The 23,533-nt window shown below is 40.3% G+C and carries 19 protein-coding genes, 1 pseudogene and 1 other annotated feature; all 20 genes and pseudogenes read left to right on the plus strand.

All coding sequences use genetic code 11. The features are described 5' to 3' along the window. The first annotated feature begins 114 nt into the window (after positions 1-114). The 20 genes and pseudogenes from mraZ to ileS all read left to right on the plus strand — a co-directional run bounded on the left by mraZ (position 115) and on the right by ileS (position 23,437). The gene (gene mraZ / locus PTI45_RS17855; protein ID WP_069328945.1) at positions 115-552 is read left to right on the plus strand and encodes a division/cell wall cluster transcriptional repressor MraZ; all 438 of its coding nucleotides are present in this window, start codon (positions 115-117) and stop codon (positions 550-552) included. Between the two features lie 20 nt (positions 553-572). Further along, positions 573-1,538, plus strand: a complete 966-nt coding sequence (gene rsmH, locus PTI45_RS17860) for a 16S rRNA (cytosine(1402)-N(4))-methyltransferase RsmH (RefSeq protein ID WP_069328946.1) — start codon at positions 573-575, stop codon at positions 1,536-1,538. Between the two features lie 18 nt (positions 1,539-1,556). Continuing rightward, positions 1,557-1,973: a hypothetical protein gene (locus PTI45_RS17865; protein WP_069328947.1), complete on the plus strand. Its 417-nt coding sequence runs from the start codon at positions 1,557-1,559 to the stop codon at positions 1,971-1,973. Positions 1,974-1,988: 15 nt separating this feature from the next. Beyond that, positions 1,989-4,460: a penicillin-binding transpeptidase domain-containing protein gene (locus PTI45_RS17870; protein ID WP_069328948.1), complete on the plus strand. Its 2,472-nt coding sequence runs from the start codon at positions 1,989-1,991 to the stop codon at positions 4,458-4,460. A 111-nt stretch (positions 4,461-4,571) separates the two neighbouring features. Continuing rightward, positions 4,572-6,059 (plus strand): UDP-N-acetylmuramoyl-L-alanyl-D-glutamate--2,6-diaminopimelate ligase, encoded by a 1,488-nt coding sequence (locus PTI45_RS17875; RefSeq protein WP_069328949.1) that lies wholly within the window; start codon positions 4,572-4,574, stop codon positions 6,057-6,059. Further along, entirely contained in the window at positions 6,059-7,465 is a 1,407-nt protein-coding gene (locus PTI45_RS17880) for a UDP-N-acetylmuramoyl-tripeptide--D-alanyl-D-alanine ligase (protein WP_139129281.1), read from the plus strand. Before PTI45_RS17875 ends, PTI45_RS17880 begins: the two co-directional genes overlap by 1 nt. A 6-nt stretch (positions 7,466-7,471) precedes the next feature. Continuing rightward, positions 7,472-8,440: a phospho-N-acetylmuramoyl-pentapeptide-transferase gene (gene mraY / locus PTI45_RS17885; RefSeq protein WP_069328951.1), complete on the plus strand. Its 969-nt coding sequence runs from the start codon at positions 7,472-7,474 to the stop codon at positions 8,438-8,440. A 3-nt stretch (positions 8,441-8,443) separates the two neighbouring features. Then, positions 8,444-9,919: a UDP-N-acetylmuramoyl-L-alanine--D-glutamate ligase gene (murD, locus tag PTI45_RS17890; RefSeq protein WP_069328952.1), complete on the plus strand. Its 1,476-nt coding sequence runs from the start codon at positions 8,444-8,446 to the stop codon at positions 9,917-9,919. Between the two features lie 110 nt (positions 9,920-10,029). Then, entirely contained in the window at positions 10,030-11,151 is a 1,122-nt protein-coding gene (gene murG / locus PTI45_RS17895) for an undecaprenyldiphospho-muramoylpentapeptide beta-N-acetylglucosaminyltransferase (RefSeq protein ID WP_069328953.1), read from the plus strand. An 18-nt stretch (positions 11,152-11,169) separates the two neighbouring features. Then, positions 11,170-12,075, plus strand: coding sequence for a UDP-N-acetylmuramate dehydrogenase (murB, locus tag PTI45_RS17900; protein WP_069328954.1), 906 nt, complete (start codon positions 11,170-11,172; stop codon positions 12,073-12,075). A gap of 112 nt (positions 12,076-12,187) precedes the next feature. Next, positions 12,188-12,973: a cell division protein FtsQ/DivIB gene (locus PTI45_RS17905; RefSeq protein WP_083243603.1), complete on the plus strand. Its 786-nt coding sequence runs from the start codon at positions 12,188-12,190 to the stop codon at positions 12,971-12,973. 366 nt (positions 12,974-13,339) lie between these two features. Then, positions 13,340-14,596: a cell division protein FtsA gene (gene ftsA, locus PTI45_RS17910; protein WP_069328955.1), complete on the plus strand. Its 1,257-nt coding sequence runs from the start codon at positions 13,340-13,342 to the stop codon at positions 14,594-14,596. Between the two features lie 63 nt (positions 14,597-14,659). Then, entirely contained in the window at positions 14,660-15,814 is a 1,155-nt protein-coding gene (gene ftsZ, locus PTI45_RS17915) for a cell division protein FtsZ (RefSeq protein WP_069328956.1), read from the plus strand. Positions 15,815-15,978: 164 nt separating this feature from the next. Next, positions 15,979-16,824, plus strand: a complete 846-nt coding sequence (pgeF, locus tag PTI45_RS17920) for a peptidoglycan editing factor PgeF (protein ID WP_069328957.1) — start codon at positions 15,979-15,981, stop codon at positions 16,822-16,824. A 7-nt stretch (positions 16,825-16,831) separates the two neighbouring features. Next, positions 16,832-17,521, plus strand: coding sequence for a YggS family pyridoxal phosphate-dependent enzyme (locus PTI45_RS17925; protein ID WP_069329114.1), 690 nt, complete (start codon positions 16,832-16,834; stop codon positions 17,519-17,521). 2 nt (positions 17,522-17,523) lie between these two features. Continuing rightward, positions 17,524-17,973 (plus strand): cell division protein SepF, encoded by a 450-nt coding sequence (locus tag PTI45_RS17930; protein WP_069328958.1) that lies wholly within the window; start codon positions 17,524-17,526, stop codon positions 17,971-17,973. A gap of 4 nt (positions 17,974-17,977) precedes the next feature. Next, positions 17,978-18,250 carry a YggT family protein gene (locus tag PTI45_RS17935; RefSeq protein WP_371748221.1) on the plus strand — a complete coding sequence of 91 codons (273 nt, stop codon included), beginning with the start codon at positions 17,978-17,980 and terminating at the stop codon, positions 18,248-18,250. A 62-nt stretch (positions 18,251-18,312) separates the two neighbouring features. Continuing rightward, positions 18,313-19,095 (plus strand): YlmH family RNA-binding protein, encoded by a 783-nt coding sequence (locus PTI45_RS17940; RefSeq protein ID WP_069328959.1) that lies wholly within the window; start codon positions 18,313-18,315, stop codon positions 19,093-19,095. A gap of 159 nt (positions 19,096-19,254) precedes the next feature. Then, positions 19,255-19,758: pseudogene (locus PTI45_RS17945) on the plus strand (DivIVA domain-containing protein); the annotation flags it as partial. A gap of 199 nt (positions 19,759-19,957) precedes the next feature. Next, positions 19,958-20,260 (plus strand) — a binding site (T-box leader). An 81-nt stretch (positions 20,261-20,341) separates the two neighbouring features. Continuing rightward, positions 20,342-23,437, plus strand: coding sequence for an isoleucine--tRNA ligase (gene ileS / locus PTI45_RS17950; protein WP_069328961.1), 3,096 nt, complete (start codon positions 20,342-20,344; stop codon positions 23,435-23,437). The last annotated feature ends 96 nt before the right edge of the window (positions 23,438-23,533 follow it).

Here is a 23,533-nt window from a genome sequence, read left to right on the forward strand (position 1 = left end):
AAATAATGATATAAAAAAAGGATTTTGATTTTCTGCGTCGAATCTATTATGCTTATGGTAGTGGTGGATAGTGGGACAAAGTGGGAGACTATGGTTTAGAGGAGTGAAACGTCAATGTTTATGGGAGAATTTCAACATAGCATTGATGAAAAAGGTCGGATTATTATTCCAGCCAAATTTCGCGAATTACTCGGAACTTCATTTGTAGTCACCCGCGGATTGGATCATTGTCTATTCGTCTATCCTATGGAGGAGTGGTCCCTCCTTGAGCAAAAGCTCAAATCTCTACCGCTGATGAAAGCGGATGCCCGTGCATTTAGTCGTTTTTTCTTCTCCGGTGCAACCGAAGTCGAATGGGACAAGCAGGGGAGAATCAATCTGCCAGGAAATTTACGGCAGTACGCCAAGCTCGAAAAAGAGTGTGTTATTATTGGCGTCTCGAATCGGGTAGAGATTTGGAGTAAAGAAACATGGTCAGAATATTATGATCATTCTGAACAATCTTTTAATGAAATTGCAGAAAAGCTGGTTGATTTTGATTTCGACCTGTAATCGTCCGGGAGGTTTACATCTTGTTTCATCACATCACAGTATTAAAAGAAGAAGCCACAAAAGCACTTCAGGTTAAGCCTGATGGTATTTACGTTGACTGCACACTCGGGGGAGCTGGTCATAGTTCAGTCATTGCTGCTGAATTAGGAGCAGGCGGAAGACTGATCGCTTTTGATCAAGACGATACGGCACTTGCCAATGCGAAAATAGTACTTGCACCTTATGAAGATCGTGTAACGTTGATCAAAAGCAATTTCCGTCAATTGGAAGAGTCGCTATTGGCAGCAGGAGTACCGGTCAAAGATGGAGTTCCGCAAGTAGATGGCATTTTATTCGATCTTGGTGTTTCTTCACCTCAATTTGACGACGGTGACAGAGGATTCAGCTATAATCATGATGCAACTTTGGATATGAGAATGGATCAATCTGCCGAACTCACAGCCAAAACTATAGTGAATACCTGGCCGGAAGAAGAAATCGCCCGCATTTTATATCGATATGGGGAAGAAAAATTTTCAAGACGGATTGCTAAAGTGATCGTTGCCAAGCGAAGTATCCAGCCGATTGAAACAACGGGGGAACTGGCTGAGCTTGTCAAAGAAGGCATTCCAGCGGCAACAAGACGAACAGGGGGACATCCTGCGAAACGGAGTTTTCAAGCACTTCGTATTGCTGTCAATGATGAATTGGGCGCTTTTGAAGAAGCTCTTCATCAAGCAATACGTTGTCTAACGCCAGGAGGAAGAGCGGCGGTTATCACGTTCCATTCTTTAGAAGATCGTATTTGCAAACAAATTTTTGCAGAATACGTGGAGAAAAACGTCTCACCACGTGGTTTTCCGGTCTATGTCAGTACTGGTGGAGAACTAAAATTGATCAATCGCAAACCAATCCTTCCTTCGGAAGAAGAATTGGAAGAGAATTCGCGTGCAAAGTCGGCCAAACTGCGTGTTGCCGAAAAGGTGGAAAAACCAACGAAAACTTAATTTAGAGGAGACGGATCAATGGCTTATACGCGCGGCAATCTAGCTGTCAAAGAACAATCGGCTGAAAAAGCGGCTCGACGGTATCGTGAAACGACCAAAGTAGTTGTACGTCGTAGCGCGCTTCCAACGAAAGAAAAGCTGCTTTATTTGATGACTATTATTTTTTGTGCGACAGTAGCAAGTGTAATTGTTTTTCAATATGCACATATCTATGAAGTGAACAAAAATATTCAAAGTATGGATAGTGAAACGGCAAGTATTGAAAAGCAAACAACACAAAATGAAATTCGCAAATATTCGTTACAAGATCAAATTGTTGAACGTGCCACTGCTCTAGGTTACATAGAGCCTACGGATACAGCTCCAATTCAAGTATCCCGGGTAAAGGGAACAGAAGCAACAACCTCGACGACGGATGAGACACAAGGCAAGTAAACGGGGGAACCAACAGTGAATAAGAGAATAAAACTTCGTACTTTATTTATAGGGGGATGTATTACCCTCTTTTTTGCTGTACTGATTACTAAAGTATTTTGGCTACAAGTTGTTCAATCAGGTGATTGGACGGATAAAGCAATTAAACAGTGGACAGCCAACAGTAATATTTCGGCTAAACGTGGTACGATTACAGACCGTAATGGTAATGATCTGGCAATGGATGCTCCAGCTTATAATGTTGCCCTTAATCCTAGAGTTATTGATAAGTATGGGATTAAAGGCGATGTTGTAAGTCAACTTCATGCTATTCTTGGCACAGATGAAACAGAAATTGAAAAGCAAGCCACTTCTGTATTAACCAGTGGAGATGAAATAGGTCAACTTCGTACGTGGCGTGAACTTAATTCAGGTGGTCGTCTAATCGATCAAGAAAAAGCAGATCAAATTAACGCTTTTGTTAAGCAGTTGAAAGAAAAAACGGGACAAAAATGGGATGTAGGCGTTTATTTAAGTGCTGATTCCAAACGGTATTATCCTAAAAATGAATTAGCAGCTCATGTTATTGGTTATACGAATAAAGATGGTAATGCAGTTGCAGGAATTGAAGCTTATTACGATGAAAAGCTTAAAGGTACAGATGGTCATATTCAATATCTTCGTGATAAACAAGGGGATAAATTACCTGATTCCAAAGATGTCTATACTCCTGCTAAAAATGGAGATAATCTAACGTTAACGATTGATGAGACGATTCAGTATTATATTGAACAAGCTATGAAAGACGCTTATGAACAATTGAAACCTGAAAGTATCACTGTGATTGCAGCAGATCCTAATACGATGGAAATTCTAGGTATGGCAAATATGCCAACTTTTAATCCTAATAAGTTTAATGAAGTGACTGATCCTAAAGATTTCCGTAATTTGGCTGTCAAAGCGATCTATGAACCAGGTTCAACATTTAAAATTGTTACGCTCTCAGGAGCAGTACAAGAAAATCTGTTTAATCCTAATGCTACGTATCAATCCGGTTCTATTCAAGTAGGACGCACCACACTGCATGACTTGAATCATAGTGGCTGGGGAACGATTAGTTACTTAGAAGGTCTGAAACGTTCAAGTAATGTAGCTTTTGTTAATCTTGGTTATAAGATGCTTGGTGCAGAACGTTTGCGTAAATATATTGATGCTTTTGGATTCGGAGAACAGACAGGAATAGAAACGCCTGGTGAAGCTAAAGGGGCTATTAATTTCCATCCTAATATCCCGACAGAAGTAGCAACAGCCGCTTACGGTCATGGGTTGGTGCAAGTTACACCTATTCAACAGTTAGCAGCGATCTCAGCGGTAGCGAATGGCGGGAAATTATTAACACCGCATTTAGTCAAATCGATTACAGATCCCAATACAGGTGTTACTGAAAATACACAGACTAAAGTCGTTCGTCAAGTGATTGACTCGGCAACTTCTGAAAAAGTACGTGGTTATTTGGAACAAGTGGTTTCGGATCAAGACATCGGAACAGGTCGTCATGCTTATATTGACGGTTATCGTGTTGCAGGTAAAACAGGTACAGCTGTTAAAGTTATCAATGGTAAATATGATTATACGAAGCAAGTGGTATCTTTTGTAGGGTTTGCACCTGCTAATGATCCTAAGATTGCTATGATCGTGGTGATTGACCAACCGTCAGATTCGAAGCTAGGCGGAGGTACCGCAGCAGCTCCTGTATTTAAAAAAATAGTGAGCCAAGTGTTGCCTTATATGGGTATTTCCAAAGTGTTTGATGATGGTGAAACCAAACCTAAAGCAGAAGTTGCTTCTAAAAAACTGATGGCTTCATATACGGCTCCTACACTAACAGGTAAAATGCTTACAGATGCAAAGAAAAAATTGCTTGCCGATGGTATTTCATATACAACTGTCGGTTCAGGAACGAAAGTAGTCAAACAGTATCCTGCCAGTGGAGTAGCAATGACAGGTGGACAAACCATTTATTTGATGACAGAAGATCCCACCAAAATGAGTATTCCTGATCTAAAAGGAGAATCACTGCGTGATGCATTACAAATTCTATCGCTGATGAAAGTAGAAGTCACAGCGACAGGCGAAGGGTATGTATCTGAAGAAGTAGAGGCTTCTAGTGGGGGAAGACGATCTGTGACGCTTACTCTTAAATCTGCGCGAGCAACAGTAACAGGTGTAGATGATACAGAAGAAGATCCAGCAACTTCGGAAGAAGCAACAGCGCCGAAAGACGGAGAAACCGATGGCAAAGCAACTTCAGAAGGATCGTCAACAGATAAAGAAACTTCTACTGATCCGAAAGCTACTGAATCCAAAGATCCAACAACTTCGGATACTCAAACAGATTCAAGTACTACAGAGGGTAAAACCGGAAGTAGTACATCTGAAAGCAGTGCTAATCAAAATCCTGCAAGCAGTCTAGAAATTCCAGAGCCTACAGGTGCGCCTACGAATTAATGTAATCTACGATCACCCGGCATAATCAGAAAAGATAGAGTGCAAGTGGCTCTATCTTTTGTCTGCTATTTGTCGGGTATCGTTATTAATATTTAGAAAAGAGGTAAAACTATGCTTTTGTCAGAAGCAGCACATCTGCTGATCACGTCTCAGGTGCTAGGTGATGTTCACACAAAAATATCCGGTATGGAGATTGATTCTCGCAAAGTGAAGTCAGGTGATCTGTTTATCTGTCTGCCTGGTTTTACAGTCGATGGACATGATTATGCAGCTCAAGCGATTCAAAAAGGGGCTATTGCTCTAGTCGTAGAACGTCGACTGGAACTGGACATTCCTCAATTGCTAGTCAGTAGTTGTCGTCATGCTATGGTTGTATTATCCGACCATTTTTATAATCATCCAAGTAGAGCACTAACGATGATAGGAATTACAGGGACTAATGGCAAAACCACAACTTCTTATCTGATTGAGCGTATTATGAATGATGCTCATATCAATACAGGGTTAATTGGAACGATAGAAATGCGTTATAACGGCAAAGCTACACCTATGCCTCGTACAACACCAGAAGCATTAGAATTGCAACGTTTGTTACATGAAATGGTGCAATCAGATGTGAAAAGTTGTGTAATGGAAGTATCTTCTCACGCTCTAGAGCAAGGTAGAGTCAAAGGGACTGATTACCGTACAGCTATTTTTACTAATATAAGTCAAGACCATCTGGATTATCATGAAACGATGGAAGAGTACATTGCAGCCAAAGGGCTGTTTTTTGCACGTTTGGGGAACCGTTATGAAATAGACCCTGCAAAGCGTAAATATGCAGTGTTGAATAACGATGATCCTGCCGCTGAGTATTTCCGTAAAATTACAGCAGCAGATGTGATTACATATGGAGTCGATCATCCTGCAGATGTACATGCGTCAGAGATCCGAATTACCTCTCAAGGTACGACGTTCCAATTGGATACATTTAAAGGCAATACAGAGATGACTCTGAAAATGGTCGGTAAATTCAATGTCTATAATGCTCTAGCTGCGATCACAGCCGCTCTAATCGAAGATATATCGTTAGAACAGATTAAGCTGAGTCTAGAACAGATTGCTGGTGTAGATGGACGTGTAGAGTCTGTAGATGAAGGTCAGCCTTTCGCAGTGGTCGTAGATTACGCTCATACACCGGATGGATTAGAAAATGTGTTGCGTACTATCAATGAATTTGCAGAAGGTAAGATTATTACTGTCTTTGGTTGTGGTGGTGATCGTGATCGTACCAAACGTCCTTTGATGGGACAGATTGCCGCTAAATATAGTGATTATGTATGGATCACTTCAGACAATCCACGTACAGAAGATCCAGCAGCGATTCTTGAAGATATTCAAAAAGGACTACAAGAACATCATGTGGCTACAGAAAAATATGAATGTATGATTGATCGCAAGCAAGCGATAGAAAAAGCGGTTGAAATGGCGATGCCAGGAGATGTAGTATTGATTGCGGGCAAAGGTCATGAGACATACCAGATTATCGGTCAACAAACATTAGATTTTGATGATCGCCTGGTAGCCAAAGAAGCGATAAGGGGTCTTAACAAGTGATAAATACAACACTCGGTCAAATAGCCGATATATGTGGTGGACAACTTCAAGGTTCATCAGATACCTGTTTAGAAGGCGTTAGTATTAACTCCCGCCAGTTGGTTCAAGGCGGATTATTTGTTCCTATTGTCGGTGAAAAATTTGATGGACATGAATTTGTGACATCTGCGTTGACAGAAGGAGCATTAGGTTCATTATGGCAAGAAGATCATGGCACTCCACCGTCTGGAAATATTGTGATCGTGAAAGACACGCTACAAGCACTACAACAGCTTGCAGAAGATTACGTACAACAAACAGGTGTTAAAGTAGTAGGTATTACTGGCTCTAATGGCAAAACAACCACTAAAGATATCGTTTATGCTTTGCTTGCAGAAGCATACCGTGTTCATAAAACAGAAGGAAATTTCAATAATCATATTGGACTCCCTTTAACCATACTAGCTATGCCTAAAGATACCGAAATCTTAATTTTGGAAATGGGTATGAGTGGACGTGGCGAGATTGAGTTGCTATCGAATATCGCTCATCCAGAGACAACGATTATTACCAATATCGGTGAATCGCATCTTCAACAGTTAGGAAGTCGAGAAGAAATCGCTTGTGCTAAATTAGAGATTGTCAGTGGACTACGTGCAGACGGACTGCTTGTGTATTTGGGTGATGAACCTTTACTCAAACAAATTCTGTCAGAATCAGCATTTGAGCAAAAAGAAATGAACAAAATAACATTTGGACTGGATCATACTAATAATGTATATCCAACAGGTGTCATGTTTCAGGGGAAAAGTACTGTTTTCACAACAAATAGTGAATCTGATGAAGCATGGACATTACCTTTACTAGGCATGCATAATGTGATCAATGCTTTAGCCGCAATCACTGTAGCTCAACATTATCAAGTCACTCCTGAACAGATTCGTCAAGGCTTATCCAAGCTACAACTGACAGGGATGAGAATTGAAATCATTCAGGGACGTAATGGTATAACATTGTTAAACGATGCTTATAACGCTAGCCCGACTTCAATGAAAGCTGCAATCGATGTACTGGGCAATCTTAAAGGGTATCAGCGTAAAATTGCAGTACTTGGAGATATGTTAGAGTTAGGCGAAGACGAAGCGATTTATCATCAAGAAGTAGGTCAATATATTGATGGACAAGCAGATATTTTGTTTACGTATGGTCAGCTTGGACAACAGATTGCCGAAGGAGCAGCTAAAGTATTAGAAGCTTCTCAGATTCATTCTTATCTGTCCAAGCAAGAACTGATCAACGATTTATTACAAATAGCACAGGACAAAGATGCTATTTTGTTCAAAGCATCTCGTGGCATGAAGTTAGAAGAGGTCGTACAGGCGCTGATGCCTGATTCAACAAGTAACGCAAAGGCGCTGGAGGAGTAAAACGACATGGATTTTCGAATATTATTTTTAACAGCAGGAGTTTCATTTGTATTAGCAGTTATTGCTGCACCGCTTCTGATTCCGGTATTACGCCGTATGAAGTTTGGACAGCAAGTACGTGATGACGGGCCACAGAGTCATTTGAAAAAAGCAGGCACGCCGACTATGGGCGGTATTATTATTATGATTGCTTTTACATTAGCGTACGTGAAATTTTCTGTAGTGGATACGAACTTTTGGGTGTTATTGGTAGCCACACTCGGATTCGGATTAGTTGGGTTTTTGGATGATTTTATCAAAATCGGCTTGAAGCGTTCACTTGGATTAACAGCGAAGCAGAAGTTATTTGGACAGTTGTTATTTTCTGCAATTGTTTGTTATATTTTGATCCAAAGTGGACACAGTACAGCATTAGGTATTCCAGCGACATCGTTCTCATTTGATTGGGGTCCTTGGTTCTACTATCCATTTATCGTTATTATGTTGCTGGCAATTAGTAATGCAGTTAACTTTACAGATGGATTAGACGGATTGTTATCAGGTGTAAGTGCAATCGCATTTGCTGCATATGCAGTGGTAGCTGTTCAAGCAACTTCACCTGCGGCGGCTGTATGTGCAGCAGCCATGATCGGTGCTGTAATTGGATTCCTAATTTTTAATATGCATCCGGCTAAAGTATTTATGGGTGATATGGGTTCTTTAGGAATCGGTGGAGCTATTGGTGGTATAGCGATTGTAACTAAAAGCGAATTGCTATTTTTAATTATCGGAGCTGTTTTTGTTATTGAGCTGCTATCTGTTGTGATACAAGTGGTATCCTACAAAACAAGAAACGGTAAGCGAGTCTTTAAAATGGCGCCTATTCATCATCATTTTGAATTGTCAGGTTGGTCAGAATGGCGCGTCGTGACTACATTCTGGGCGGTTAGTCTAGTATTAGCTGTAATCGGCATCTACTTGAGCAAGGGGTTGTAATATATGAATGATCCTGAGACATATCGTGGACAAGAAGTCATCGTTATCGGATTAGCGAGAAGCGGTGTAGAAGCAGCCAAAGCTTTGCATCGTTTAGGAGCGATCGTAACTGTTAATGATTTGAAACCAAGAGAACAATCACCAGAAGCAGCAGAATTAGAAGCGTTGAATATTCAAGTGATTTGTGGAGGACATCCAGAAGGATTGATTCATTCGGGTATCACTTTAATGGTCAAAAATCCAGGGATTCCGTATACAGCTCCTCCGATCAAGCAAGCGCTAGATCTAGGCATAGAAGTGATTACCGAAGTGGAATTAGCTTATCGTATTTCGGATGTGCCTATGATTGGGATTACAGGCTCAAACGGCAAAACAACGACAACAACATGGGTCGGTAAAATGCTTGAAGATAATCAATTACATCCTATTGTAGGTGGGAATATTGGAATTCCTTTATGTGAAGCTGTAAGTGAAGCTCAGCCAGAGAACTGGATCGTAGCCGAATTAAGTAGCTTTCAATTAAAAGGAACGACTGATTTCAATCCCAAAATTGCTTGTTTGTTGAATGTAGCTGAGACGCATTTGGATTATCATGGTTCAATGGATGATTATGTGTCTTCTAAACGTAAGATTTTTGCAAATCAAGGCATAGACGATACAGCCATCATTAACTGGGATGACAGTTACTGTCGTAGCCTTGTGCCTTATATCCAAGCTGGTACGTTGATTCCATTTTCCATTACAGAGAATCTGGGGAATTATATAACAGCAGCAAAACAGACATCATCAACGGATTCAGCATTAACAGCAGGATTGTATGTATCTCCTGCTTATATTCCAGAAATGGAAGATGATTTACCACGTACGATGATGTATTGTGATCAAGATGGAGAAGTAGCTATTTTGCCTGTTAGTGAACTGGGTATCAAAGGTCGTTATAATATCGAAAATGCGTTAGCTGCTTGTGCAATAGCAATTGCTGCGGGTTGTCTACCGCAAAATCTTGCAGATTCACTACGTGATTTTCGTGGCGTGGAACATCGCTTAGAATATGTACAGGATCACAATCAGGTACAGTATTATAATAATTCCAAAGCAACCAATGCAAAAGCGACCATGATGGCATTATCTGCGTTTCAAGATAAAGGTATTGTCTTAATTGCGGGTGGACTGGATCGTGGTTCTGATTATATGGATTTGCTACCTGTATTTCAGCAACAAGTTAAAGCATTAGTGGTGTTAGGACAGACTCGCCACAAATTAGCTAAAGTTGCAGAACTTGCGGGTATTACGCAAGTGAAGATTATCGAAGAATCAGAGCAAGCTAACTTAGCTATCAAGCAAGCTGTAGAACAAGCAGCAGCGCTTGCTGAAGCAGAGGATATTGTCTTATTGTCTCCTGCCTGTGCAAGTTGGGATATGTTCTCTTCGTATGAAGAACGTGGAAATGCGTTTAAAGAAGCAGTACATCATTTATAAAATGGATTGTATAGACTAGCTTAAAGAGGACTTCTCCTTTACAATAGGTCATTCAGTAAATTAACTTACGAACTTAAATAATGAAATTTGAATTAAGGAGGTGATTTATCATGCGGGTCGTATTGACCGGCGGAGGTACAGGTGGTCATATCTATCCAGCACTTGCGATTGCTCAGCAATGTGAGACCGAAGGATTAGAGGCGGAATTTTTGTATATCGGTGGCAAAAGAGGATTGGAAAATAAGATTGTGCCTGAAGAAAAAATCCCTTTTGAAAGTATTGATATTACCGGTTTTAGACGTAAGTTATTTTCATTAGAAAATATTAAAACGATAAATCGCTTCATTCAGGGTGTGAAAACTTCAAAACAGCTACTTAAAAAATTTAAGCCTGATGTTGTTATTGGAACAGGTGGCTATGTATGTGGGCCAGTAGTTTATGCAGCAGCTAAGCTTAAAATCCCAACGATTGTACATGAACAAAATGCGATTCCAGGATTAACGAATCAATTTTTGAGTGGATATGCAAGTACAGTAGCTGTCAGTTTTCAAGATTCAGTGAATCGATTTCCACGTTCAAAACATGTGATGTTTACAGGGAATCCAAGAGCCACGATGGTGCAAAATGCCAATCGTGAACGTGGACTTGCTTCCTTGGGTCTACCTGCTGATGCACAGATTGTATTAGTCGTTGGAGGTAGTCGAGGTGCTAGAGCATTGGTCGAAGCCATGGTTCAGATTGCTCCTTTACTCAAGCAAAACAATTCATCGATGCATTATGTATTTGTAACCGGTGAGATCTATTATGAAGAAATTCGTGAACGGATTAGGGATGCGGTAGGATCATTTCCTTATTATCTTCATGTACTTCCTTATATTCCGAATATGCCAGAAGTGCTAGCGGCTACTTCGCTATTAGTAGGACGTGCAGGAGCTTCTTCACTGGCTGAGGTTACATCACTAGGTACACCATCTATATTGATACCGTCACCTAACGTTACCAATAATCATCAAGAAGCCAATGCTTGGGCACTACAAAAAGCAGGTGCGGCTGAAGTATTACTAGAACGTGAGTTAACAGGAGAATCGTTGTTAGCTCGAATAGACAAAGTTATGAGTGATGAAGAGGTTAGACAGAACATGTCCAAAGCAGCAACCAGCTTGGGTACACCTCAATCTGCATTTTTGATTGTTGAAGAAATGAAGCGTTTGTCAGGTGTTCTGTCCCGCTAGAAGGGGGAAGTTAACGAAATGCAGCAGTGGATGAATCTGTTATCCCAGCATGCTGTCGGTCAAGTACTTGTCAATGAACCGTTAGCAAAATATACAACATGGAGAATTGGTGGACCTGCTGATGTACTGGTTATACCTAGCAATCAAGAAGAGCTAAGTACATTGATGACTGTTCTCAAAGAACATCAGATCTCATGGACACAGCTAGGACGTGGCTCCAATCTGTTAGTCGCTGATAAAGGCATTCGTGGAGTCGTCATCAAATTAGGCGAAGGTTTTGATTATGCTACGTTTGAAGAAGATCGTATTATCGCAGGTGCTGCTCATTCCGTAGTTAAGCTTTGTATTTTAGCTGCGAAAAAAGGATTGTCTGGTCTTGAATTTGCCGGCGGTATTCCAGGTTCTGTAGGCGGTGCTGTCTATATGAATGCAGGAGCTCATGGATCAGATACCTCTAAAATTTTGCAGTCTGCTCGTATTGTTCTTCATGATGGTCAAATCGTGACATACAGTGTAGAAGACATGCAATATGCGTATCGTCATTCTATCCTGCAAGAGCAACCTGGAATCGTAGTGGAAGCTTCTTTTCAAATGAAATTAGGCGACCGTACTACAATTATGGCTGAAATGAATACACATAAAGATCGCAGACGTCTTACACAACCATTGCAGCAACCTTCAGCAGGGAGTGTTTTCCGTAATCCACCTGGAGATCACTCGGCTCGCTTGATCGAAGCAGCAGGTCTTAAAGGATATCGAATCGGTGGAGCAGAAATATCGACTCAACATGCTAACTTTATTGTCAATGTGGGACAAAGTACTGCGGCTGATGTATTAGAGTTAATCTCGCATGTGCAAAAAGAAGTTGTGAAGCAGTTCGGTATAGAGCTTCAACCGGAAGTTTATCTGATGGGTGAAAAGTAAATAGAGCCGTATACAGCGATAGCTAAAGCACATTTAGGTATTCAGCATTCTGCATGATATAATGACAATGACTTTAATGAATAGAACCTAAAAAAGATTTGTGGAGATCGCTATGGTAAAGCAAAAATTAACTGTTATTCCGAATAACAAATCGACTGGCAATCGCAGACCTTCCTTTAACCCAAAAATGACTCGCAAAACGCGATTGATTATTTTATTATCGCTTATACTGATAATCGTCATCGGAATTGTATTCTGGTTTTCGCCTATTGGTAAAATATCGCAAATCACGTTTAAAGGAAATACATTCACAGCCAAAACAGATTTATTGAATGTAAGTGGATTGGCTAAGGGAAATGCCTTTTTTGGCACATCGGCAACAACAATCGAGAAAAAGCTATTAACGATTCGTTCGATTGAAGATGCAGAAGTCATTAAGCATTTTCCAGGTCAAATTGATATTACAATCAAAGAGTATCCTGTAGTGGCATATGAACTACAAGATTCCGGAGAACTAACAGCTATCTTGCAAAGTGGAGCTTTAGTACGAGCCGATACACGCGGAGTTGCTGTGGAGAAGCCAGTGCTTACAGGTTGGAATGATTTCGAAGCGCAGAAAATACAATTGTGCAAAGTATTAGGGACGATCCCTAACGAGTTGTCTTCTGATATTTCTGAGATTAGTCCATCACCAACGCCTTCTTTTCCAGACCGAATCAAAATCTATACACGTTCTCGCTTTGAAGTGATCACAAGTGTGTCACTTTTGGCTGATAAAGTAGAGTATTTAAATCAGGTTATCGAGACTCAACCACCAGGTGTGATTACGATGCTTGAAGCCGATGCATATACTCCTTTTAATCCAGAAGACGTAGCAGAGCAGGAAGTTGCACCTTAGGATTTGACCGTTTGTAACTCATAAATACGAACGTTTTGTAAAATCATATCGATACAATACTTTCTGCAATGACCGAAAGATGCTAGAATGAAAGTTGTAGATATTAAAGTTTTGTAAACTTTTAAAAATTTATGACGAAAATAGCTGACCTGATCCTTTTTTCTTCAACCTTTTTATAATGCAAACCAGTGTTCAAAAAGTTTGGAGAAAAAAGAGGGAAAGCATAGGTAATGTTGAATATTAATGTAGAGAGCAATTTTGGGAACCAATTTATTTCGGAAATTCAATTTCCAACACATAATGGTGTTATTCTTAAGGATTTAGATACATCATTTTTATTACAGGATAGCGGGAGGTGCCTAGGGCTTGAGCAACAATGACATCATTGTTAGTTTGGACATCGGTACATCCAAAGTTCGTGCTATTATCGGGGAAATCAACAATGGAACCTTTAATATTATTGGAGTTGGATCTGCCGACTCGGAAGGAATTCGTAAAGGTGCGATCGTAGATATTGATCAAACTGTACAATCCATCCGTAGTGCTGTTGATCATGCCGAGCGTATGGTCGGCATTCAGATATCTGAAGTTATCGTTGGTATTTCAGGCAATCATATCGGACTTCAAACGAGCCACGGAGTAGTTGCCGTATCCAATGAAGATCGTGAGATTGGTGAAGAAGATATCGAACGTGTATTAAAAGCGGCAGAAGTAATCGCTCTGCCACCAGAACGGGAAATTATTGACGTTGTCGCTAAACAGTACGTGGTTGATGGGTTAGAAGGAATTCAGGACCCGCGCGGAATGATTGGTGTTCGTCTAGAAGTAGAAGCTACGATCATTACAGGAGCCAAAACTTCTATTCATAATCTTCTTCGTTGTGTAGAAAAAGCAGATCTTCGTATTAAGGATCTTGTATTAATCTCTTTAGGTGCAGGTCAATTGGCTTTGTCTAAAGATGAAAAATCAATGGGTTCGATTCTAGTGGATATCGGTGCAGGTTCATCCACGATTGCGATTTTTGAAGAAGGTTCGCTTAAAGCGACATCGACTTTGCCAATCGGGGGAGAGTTTGTCACTAATGATATTGCTTATGGACTACGTACCCTAACAGAACATGCTGAGAAAGTGAAGCTGAAGTATGGCTGTGCTTTGATAGATGATGCTGCTTCTGATGTGGTATTCAAAGTGATGCGTATTGGCAGTAACGTAGACAAAGAATTCACACAACAAGATTTAGCAGCTATTATTGAGCCTCGTGTTCAAGAAATTTTTCAACTGATTCGTCAAGAAGTCACAAGACTCGGTTATCAAGAGCTTGCTGGTGGTTATATACTCACAGGAGGTACAGTTTCAATGCCGGGCGTTTTAGAAGTCGCTCGCGAAGAACTGGCAGCTTCTGTAAGAATAGCAGTTCCTGATTATATTGGTGTACGTGATCCTGCTTATACAAGCGGGGTAGGCATTTTGTATAATGTCATCCGCAATATCCGTGGTGGTGGAAGCACGGCTGGGACTAACAAAAAAGCACCAGCACGTAACAAAACAACCTCGACCCCGGAAAGCAGTGCCAAGCCGGGCTTGATTGAACGGTTAAAAAATATGTTCAGTGAGTTTATATAAGCTAACGTTCTATTTTAAATGGGAACAAGCTATTCATGGACAACGAGGGGGAGATGGGAAAGTATGTTAGAATTTGATTTCGAAATGGAAAGCCTAGCCCAGATCAAAGTCATCGGTGTAGGTGGCGGCGGAAGCAATGCTGTTAACCGTATGATTGAGAATGGTGTTCAAGGCGTGGAATTTATAACGGTTAATACAGATGCTCAAGCATTGCATTTAGCTAAATCTGAACACAAATTGCAAATCGGTGATAAATTGACGCGCGGTTTGGGTGCAGGAGCTAATCCAGATGTAGGTAAAAAAGCAGCTGAAGAATCTCGTGACCTGATCATGAGCACTCTTAAAGGTGCTGATATGGTATTCGTTACCGCAGGTATGGGTGGCGGAACAGGAACAGGTGCTGCACCTGTTATTGCTGAGATCGCTAGAGAATGTGGCGCATTGACAGTCGGTGTAGTCACTCGTCCATTTACTTTTGAAGGACGCAAGCGCTTTTCACAAGCAGAGCTAGGTATTGAAGGATTGAAAGAAAAAGTAGATACATTGATCGTTATCCCTAATGATCGCTTGCTTGAAATTGTTGACAAAAAGACACCTATGTTAGAAGCGTTCCGTGAAGCTGATAATGTATTGCGTCAAGCTGTACAAGGTATTTCTGATCTGATCGCAGTACCAGGACTCATCAACCTTGACTTTGCCGATGTAAAAACAATCATGACTGAGCGTGGTTCAGCATTGATGGGTATTGGTGAAGCAACAGGGGAGAACCGTGCAGCAGAAGCAGCACGTAAAGCGATTATGAGTCCGTTACTTGAAACTTCCATTGAAGGTGCACGTGGTGTGATTATGAACATTACAGGCGGTAACAACCTTTCATTGTATGAAGTTAATGAAGCAGCAGAAATCGTAATTTCAGCATCAGATCCAGAAGTGAATATGATCTTTGGTGCGATTATTGATGAAGATCTGAAAGAAGAGATCAAAGTCACTGTTATCGCAACAGGATTTGAACACAAACCGGCACAACCATTGCCACCAGTACGTCGTCCGTCTCAGCCTGTCGATGAATCTACACCAGCACCAACTAACAATGTAGAAGACAAAGACAAGGCGCCGACATCGCGTCCGTACAACAATACAAATACTACACAACCTAGTGGAGATCAGTTGGATATTCCAACATTCCTACGCAATCGTTCTCGTCACAAAAACGATTAGGTGCTAGCAATATAATGATTATGCGAGGGGCTTGTTTTCTACGGAAAACAGGTCTTTTTCATTTGATTATATATTGAGTTGAATAATGGTATGATCTAAGTAAGATAAAGGTATAGGTATAGTCGAATACCTTTAAAATATTTTGTTTAATATGAGGTGTATACATGGAGAAGTTTGTAAGCCGTACGATAAGTAGCGGACCTGAATTATTTGAGTTAGATACTTCTGCATATAGTCATGGAATTACAGCAGGATTTACAGGACGCAAAGGTGGAGTCAGTCAAGCGCCTTATGATTCATTTAATCTGGCTTATCATGTGAATGATCAACCAGAAGATGTGTTGCAAAATCGGAAGTTGTTATGCGATGAATTAAAGTTTGAGTATACTCACTGGGTATCGGGAGAACAGGTACATAGTAATCATATAGAGATCGTTACAGCAGAACATGCAGGTAAAGGCTGGCTTGATCGTGAGAGTGCTTTTCAAAATACAGATGGATTAATCACTAACGTACCAGGTATCTTGTTAACTTCTTTTTATGCAGATTGTGTACCGCTGTATTTTATAGATTCTGTTCGACAAGTTGTAGGGCTTGCTCATGCAGGTTGGAAAGGAACAGTAGCTAACATTGCAGGCGAAATGATTGAAACGATGAGAACGCAGTATGGGAGTGTTATATCAGATATCCATACTGCTATTGGTCCTTCTATCGGTGGAGAAAGTTATGAAGTCGATCACAAAGTCATGGATGCCGTAAACGTTTGGGAAAGCAAGTTAATGGGTAATGGTGAACAACCTCTTTATGCCCGTCCGGGCGATAATGGTAAAACTTGGCTAGACCTCAAACAATTAAATCGACAATTCATGATTTTTGCAGGAATACCTGCTGAACATATCGAAATGAGTAATTGGTGTACTTACCGTAACCACGATCTATTTTTCTCGTATCGGGCTGACGGAGGAATAACCGGCAGAATGGCGAGTTGGATAGGTATAGAAACGGAGTGAAATGCAGTTGGGATTACAAGATCGAATAGAGCATGTTGAACAGCTTATTGAAGAAGTATGTAAACGAAGTGGACGCAAGCGTGAAGAGATTCAACTTGTAGCAGTCACTAAATATGTCTCTGTTGCCAAAACGTCTCAAGTGTTAGATGCAGGGCTTTTGCATCTAGGCGAAAATCGCTGGCAAAATGCTGAAGATAAATGGAATCAATTACACGAACGTGGCGTATGGCATTTTATCGGTCATTTGCAAACGAATAAAGTCAAAGATGTGATTGGCAAATTTGAATATATTCATTCACTGGATCGCTTGTCGTTAGCAAAAGAAATACAAAAAAAAGCGAGTTCAATGGATATTCGTGTTAAAGTATTGGTACAAGTAAATATCTCTGGTGAAGAATCCAAATACGGATTGACACCAGAACAAGTAGATTCCTTTTTTGAACAAATATCTGCCTTCTCTAATCTAGAAGTAGTAGGTTTGATGACGATGGCTCCAGAAGTAGATCATGCCGAAATGACACGTCCTGTATTCCGAGGACTTCGCGAATTAAGAGATGATATTAATAATCGTGGATTAACGAAAAATCCACTTACACATTTATCTATGGGCATGTCGGGTGATTTTGAAATTGCGATTGAAGAAGGCGCCACATTTGTGCGACTTGGCTCCATATTAGTAGGTAAAGAGGAGGATTAACGATGGGTGTAATGAATCGCTTTATGAACTTCTTAGGACTTCAAGAAGAAGAGGAAATTGTTGAGCGCGAACAGATTATGGATGATGATGAAGAACCTCGTGAAACCTCTGGCACAGAATTACGTAAGAACAATAGAGCCAGTAATGTCGTTAGTATTCATTCTCAGAAAAATGTGAAAGTGATTTTGAATGAGCCTCGTAGTTATGATGAAGCTCAAGATATTGCAGACCATTTACGTTCTCATCGTTCAGTTATTGTCAATTTACAACGTGTTCGTATCGATCAAGCGACACGTATTATTGATTTTATGAGCGGAACCGTTTATGCACTTGGAGGCAGTATTTCAAAAATCGGGGGTAACATTTTTCTGTGTACACCGGATACCGTCGAAATTGAAGGCACTATCGCTGAAATTTTAGGCGAAGATTACGAATATAACAAGACGAGGTGACGCAATTTTGGAAACAGCTTTTGCAGTGTTAAATGCTTTATATCGAATTTATACGTATATGATCATTATTTATATTTTACTTTCTTGGTTGCCTAGCGCTCGTGAAAGTTCTTTCGGGCAAATTCTAGCACGATTAGTAGAACCTTATCTTGCTCCTTTCCGTCGCTTTATACCACCAATTATGGGAGCCATTGATATATCTCCGATTGTAGCATTATTCGTACTACAATTAGCATTTAGTGGATTAATATTTTTATTGAGAAGTCTTATCTACTAATTTAATAATGATGTAACAAAAAAATTACACTTGCTCTAAATATGAAAGGTATGAACAACATCATGCAAAGCAATATTTATCATCATTTTCATCCAGATGAGCGAGAGTTTGTGGAACGGGCTGCGGAGTGGATCGATAACGCAGCCCGTTATCATGAGCTAAAGCTGACCGATTTTTTGGATCCACGTCAGGCTTATATTCTCCATATTCTCGCTGCTCGTAATCTAGATGTGCATATCCGATTGGATGGAGGATCAGAACATTCTGAACGGAAGCGTGCTCTTATTGGACCGGATTATATGGATTTAGACAACGAAGATATGAATTTATCAGTATTATCGATCACACCAGAAGGACGCAAGTTCGCTGATCTGGAGCATGGCGATTATATGGGTTCTATTTTAGGACTGGGTATGAAACGAGGTAAGATTGGAGATATCCACGCATTGGCGGATGGTTGTCATACAGTGGTGTCGTCTGAGATTGCTTCTTATTTGCATCTAAATTTAACCCAAGTGCATCGTCTTCATGTGATGACTGAGATTTTACCGATTACCGATTTGCAAGTGGCTACTCCAGAATTGCAGTCGATGGAGCTAACCGTAGCTTCTCTACGTTTGGATGGGATAGCAAGCGATGTCTATCGGATGAGTCGTAGTAAAATTCTAGTCCCGATCAAAGCAGGACGTTGTCGTGTCAATTGGAAAGTGGAAGAAAATCCTTCGTATGCTTTGCAACAAGGCGATATGATTTCTATTCAAGGATTAGGTCGTTTTAAAGTATTAGAGATGGATGGAATTACAAAAAAAGGAAGATATCGAGTCAAAGTAGGTAAATTTGTTTGATAAAGAATAGAACACACCGGGATTAAATGTATTCTTTATACAGCAAATTTATTTATTTTGTAGTGTCTTTGGCAGGGATATATCCTTATGCGTCGAAATGAAGTATCATAGCAATAACGAGGCAATTCAACGGCCTAAACATTACAGGAGGTGTCCAACATGCCATTAACCCCGCTTGATATACATAACAAGGAATTCTCGCGTCGTTTGCGTGGTTATGATGAAGACGAAGTAAATGAATTCCTAGATCAGGTGATCAAGGATTATGAGGGAGCGATCCGTGAAAACAAAGAACTGCAAAGTCAGTTAATGTCTATTCAGGAACGTCTTGATCATTTTGCGAATCTGGAAGATACATTGAGTAAAACGATTATTGTTGCTCAAGAAGCTGCCGATGAAGTTCGTAATAATGCGAAAAAAGAAGCTCAATTGATTATTAAAGAATCCGAGAAAAATGCGGATCGTATTATCAATGAGTCATTATCCAAATCACGCAAAGTGTCGATGGAAGTAGAAGAGCTCAAAAAACAAGCTTCTATTTACCGCACACGTTTCCGTACATTGGTAGAAGCTCAATTAGAGCTACTTAGTCAAGATGGATGGGATGCTTTGGAAAATCAAACGCGTGAACTGCAACGTACAAGTAATGAACGTGATCGTGAAAGAGATCGTCTAGAAGATCGCGACCGTGACCGCGATAGAGACAGAGATCGTGAACGAGATCGCGATAATGAAGAACAGCACAGTTCAGGCGATTTGTATTAAGATTAATGTTGTAAGTTGACATTTAAAGCCTAAAGCGCTATAAATATTTTATAACTTATTTCGATTTGTTCGTGTAGACGAATATAAATATGAACATCACCATTCGTTGATAGGGTCAGTACATCATACATGTGTTCACAGAGAGTTGGCGGTTGGTGCAAGCCAATGAACATCGTATGATAGAATATCCCCCTGGAGAAGCGAGGCTGAACCATAATGCAGTAAGCCGAGCCGGATTGCCAACCGTTACAGAGGCACCGCATCATTTGTGCGGATCTAAGGTGTCACTTTGCCTTGTACCCAAAGGAAAACAGTACCTATAACTGGTTTTCGTTTGAGTGGGTACGATGAAGGATTGAAGTGAAACAAGGGTGGTAACGCGAGCAACCTCGTCCCTTTCTGGGATGGGGTTTTTTGATGTTTTCACAATGAATAGTTATAACGTATTAAATATCTGTAGATGGGGAAGGATGACAAAATCATGCAAAGAGTAGATGTCAAAGAAAAAGCACGTACACGTGATTTACGGATTTTAAATAAATGGAATGAGGAAAATACATTCCAACGTTCTATTCAGAATCGCGAAGGCAAACCTAACTTTGTTTTTTATGAAGGTCCACCAACAGCTAACGGTAAGCCTCATATCGGTCACGTTCTTGGACGTGTCATCAAAGATTTTGTAGGTCGTTACCAGACGATGAAAGGATACCGTGTTGTTCGTAAAGCAGGTTGGGATACGCATGGTCTTCCTGTAGAACTTGGTGTACAGAAAAAATTAGGCATCTCTCACAAACCTGAGATTGAAGAGTACGGTGTAGAGAAATTTATTCAAGAGTGTAAAGCAAGTGTATTTGAATATGAGCAACAATGGCGTGATCTTACATCTGCGATTGGGTACTGGACAGATCTAGATCATCCGTATGTAACGCTTGAGAATAACTATATTGAAAGTGTGTGGAACAATCTTGCGACGATTCATGATAAAGGTCTATTGTATCGTGGGCACCGTGTAAGTCCATATTGTCCTGATTGTCAGACGACACTAAGTTCTCATGAAGTGGCTCAAGGATATAAAGATGTCAAAGATTTGAGCGCAACCGCAAAATTCAAATTAGATGATAGTGGTGAATATATTCTAGCTTGGACAACTACACCTTGGACATTGCCTTCTCACGTAGCATTAGCTGTTAATCCAGATATGGATTATGTACGTGTGAGTCAAGATGGAAGCGTCTATATCGTTGCCAAAAATCTGGTAGACGATGTGATGAAAGATGGTAAAGGCGAATATGAAGTGCTTAGTACATTAAAAGGTGCAGAATTAGTAGGCAAAACCTATGCGCCACCTTTTAACTATTTTACAGCAGAAAAAGCAAACATCATTTTAGGTGCAGATTTTGTTACCGATGCAAGTGGTACAGGTATTGTTCATATGGCGCCTGCTCATGGTGAAGATGATTATCGTGTCTGCCGTGAAAATGGAATCAGCTTTGTGAATATGGTGGATTTAGAAGGTAAATTTGTAGCAGAAGTAACTGATTTTGCAGGTCGTTTTGTTAAAGATTGTGATATTGATATCGTGCGTTTGTTGTCTGAAAAAGATCGTTTGTTCAGCAAAGAAAAATATGAGCATACGTATCCATTCTGCTGGCGTTGTGATACACCACTTCTATACTATGCAATGGACAGCTGGTTTATCCAAACGACAGCAGTCAAAGAACAACTGATCGCTAACAATAAAGAAGTGGATTGGTATCCAGGGCATATACGTGATGGACGCTTTGGTAAATTTTTGGAAGACTTAGTAGACTGGAATATCAGTCGTGATCGTTACTGGGGTACACCGCTTAACGTATGGGTCTGTGCAGAGACAGGTGAACAATTTGCGCCACATAGTATCGCTGAACTTCGCGCGCGTGCGATTGGTGATGTTCCTGAAAATATTGAACTACACAAACCGTATGTAGATGATATCAAAGTACGCAGTTCATGTGGTCAATATGAAATGATTCGTACACCTGAAGTGATCGACGTATGGTTCGATAGTGGTTCCATGCCTTTTGCTCAACAACATTATCCTTTTGAAAATCAAGATACGTTCCAAGAACAGTTCCCGGCAGATATGATCTGTGAAGGTATCGATCAGACTCGTGGTTGGTTCTACAGTCTATTAGCAGTGTCTACGTTAATCACAGGCAAAGCACCTTACAAAGCTGTTATGGCGACAGGTCATGTCTTGGATGAACAAGGACAGAAAATGTCCAAGTCTAAAGGTAATGTTATTGATCCGTGGGAAGTCATTGATGAGTATGGAACAGATGCGTTCCGTTGGGCATTGTTATCCGATAGTGCACCATGGAATAGCAAACGTTTCTCTAAAGGTATTGTCGGCGAAGCGAAATCTAAAATGGTTGATACTCTTGTGAATACACATGCCTTTATGACATTGTATGCAACGATTGATGGATTCGATCCAGCAGAACATCCTTTCCAACCGTCAGCACATAAATTGGATCGTTGGATTCTATCTCGTCTGAACAGTTTAATCAAACAAGTAGAAAAAGGATTAGCTGTTAATGACTTCTTAAATGCTTCCAAAGCGATCGAAGCTTTTGTTGATGAACTCAGTAACTGGTATATCCGTCGTTCGCGTGATCGTTTCTGGGGTAGTGGTCTAACTGAAGATAAATTAGATGCTTACCGCACATTAACAGAAGTATTATTAACAACAGCCAAATTGATTGCACCATTTACACCTATGCTAGCTGAAGATATCTATCTAAACCTAAGCAGTGGTGAAAGTGTGCATATGGATGACTATCCTGTTGCCAATGAAGATCTGATCGACCTTGAGCTAGAACGTGATATGGAAACGGCTCGTCGTATTGTTGAATTAGCACGTAATGTACGTAACGAAACAGGGCTCAAAACACGTCAACCGCTATCTGAGCTGATCGTTTCATTGGACAAAGATTTTGATTTGAATAGTTATGAAGAGATCATCAAAGATGAGATCAATGTCAAAGGTATCCATACGGAGACCGATGATTCTGGATTTGTTGACTTCACTCTTAAATTAAATCTTAAAGTTGCTGGTAAGAAATACGGTAAAAACGTAGGTTTCTTGCAAAACTTCTTCAAAGGCATGGCTGTAGAAGAAACGCGTAAAGTAGTTGAAGATGGCTTCTTGCATATTCTTTCTCCAGAAGGCGAAGAATTACAAGTGACGAACGAAGAACTATTAGTTGAGAAAAAAGCGAAGTCTGGTTTTGCTTCTGCATCTGGTTATGGTCTAACAGTGGCACTCAATACAGATGTAACACCTGAACTAGAGCAAGAAGGATGGGTACGTGAGATTGTACGTGCTGTCCAAGACTATCGTAAAAAATTAGATTTACCTATTGAGAAATATGTCAATTTAACACTGTCTGTGAATGATGATCTTCGTCAAGCGATCCAAACATTTGATCATGTCCTTCGTGAAAATGTATTGGTTAATGATGTATCGTTTGCTAGAGAAGAAGGCATGGAACAAGTTGAATTAATGGGTCAAAATGTAGGTATCCGTATTTCGTAAATAACAGCTATACGAATCACACGCTACGTTATACATTCAATACGCATGAGCATCATTGATCTACTTTTAGAGTAGTGAGATGATACTCATGCTTTT

Origin of the sequence: Paenibacillus nuruki (assembly GCF_001721045.1) — a bacterium.
In the GTDB taxonomy this organism is placed as follows: domain Bacteria; phylum Bacillota; class Bacilli; order Paenibacillales; family Paenibacillaceae; genus Saccharibacillus; species Saccharibacillus nuruki.

What these genes read in the sequence shown, in the direction of transcription:
- PTI45_RS17865 (WP_069328947.1), top strand. Translation starts at nt 1,557, where the DNA reads ATGGCTTATACGCGCGGCAATCTAGCTGTCAAAGAACAATCGGCTGAA.
- murG (WP_069328953.1), top strand. Translation starts at nt 10,030, where the DNA reads ATGCGGGTCGTATTGACCGGCGGAGGTACAGGTGGTCATATCTATCCA.
- murB (WP_069328954.1), top strand. Translation starts at nt 11,170, where the DNA reads ATGCAGCAGTGGATGAATCTGTTATCCCAGCATGCTGTCGGTCAAGTA.
- mraY (WP_069328951.1), top strand. Translation starts at nt 7,472, where the DNA reads ATGGATTTTCGAATATTATTTTTAACAGCAGGAGTTTCATTTGTATTA.
- ileS (WP_069328961.1), top strand. Translation starts at nt 20,342, where the DNA reads ATGCAAAGAGTAGATGTCAAAGAAAAAGCACGTACACGTGATTTACGG.
- murD (WP_069328952.1), top strand. Translation starts at nt 8,444, where the DNA reads ATGAATGATCCTGAGACATATCGTGGACAAGAAGTCATCGTTATCGGA.
- PTI45_RS17930 (WP_069328958.1), top strand. Translation starts at nt 17,524, where the DNA reads ATGGGTGTAATGAATCGCTTTATGAACTTCTTAGGACTTCAAGAAGAA.
- mraZ (WP_069328945.1), top strand. Translation starts at nt 115, where the DNA reads ATGTTTATGGGAGAATTTCAACATAGCATTGATGAAAAAGGTCGGATT.
- PTI45_RS17875 (WP_069328949.1), top strand. Translation starts at nt 4,572, where the DNA reads ATGCTTTTGTCAGAAGCAGCACATCTGCTGATCACGTCTCAGGTGCTA.
- PTI45_RS17940 (WP_069328959.1), top strand. Translation starts at nt 18,313, where the DNA reads ATGCAAAGCAATATTTATCATCATTTTCATCCAGATGAGCGAGAGTTT.
- ftsZ (WP_069328956.1), top strand. Translation starts at nt 14,660, where the DNA reads ATGTTAGAATTTGATTTCGAAATGGAAAGCCTAGCCCAGATCAAAGTC.
- pgeF (WP_069328957.1), top strand. Translation starts at nt 15,979, where the DNA reads ATGGAGAAGTTTGTAAGCCGTACGATAAGTAGCGGACCTGAATTATTT.
- PTI45_RS17905 (WP_083243603.1), top strand. Translation starts at nt 12,188, where the DNA reads ATGGTAAAGCAAAAATTAACTGTTATTCCGAATAACAAATCGACTGGC.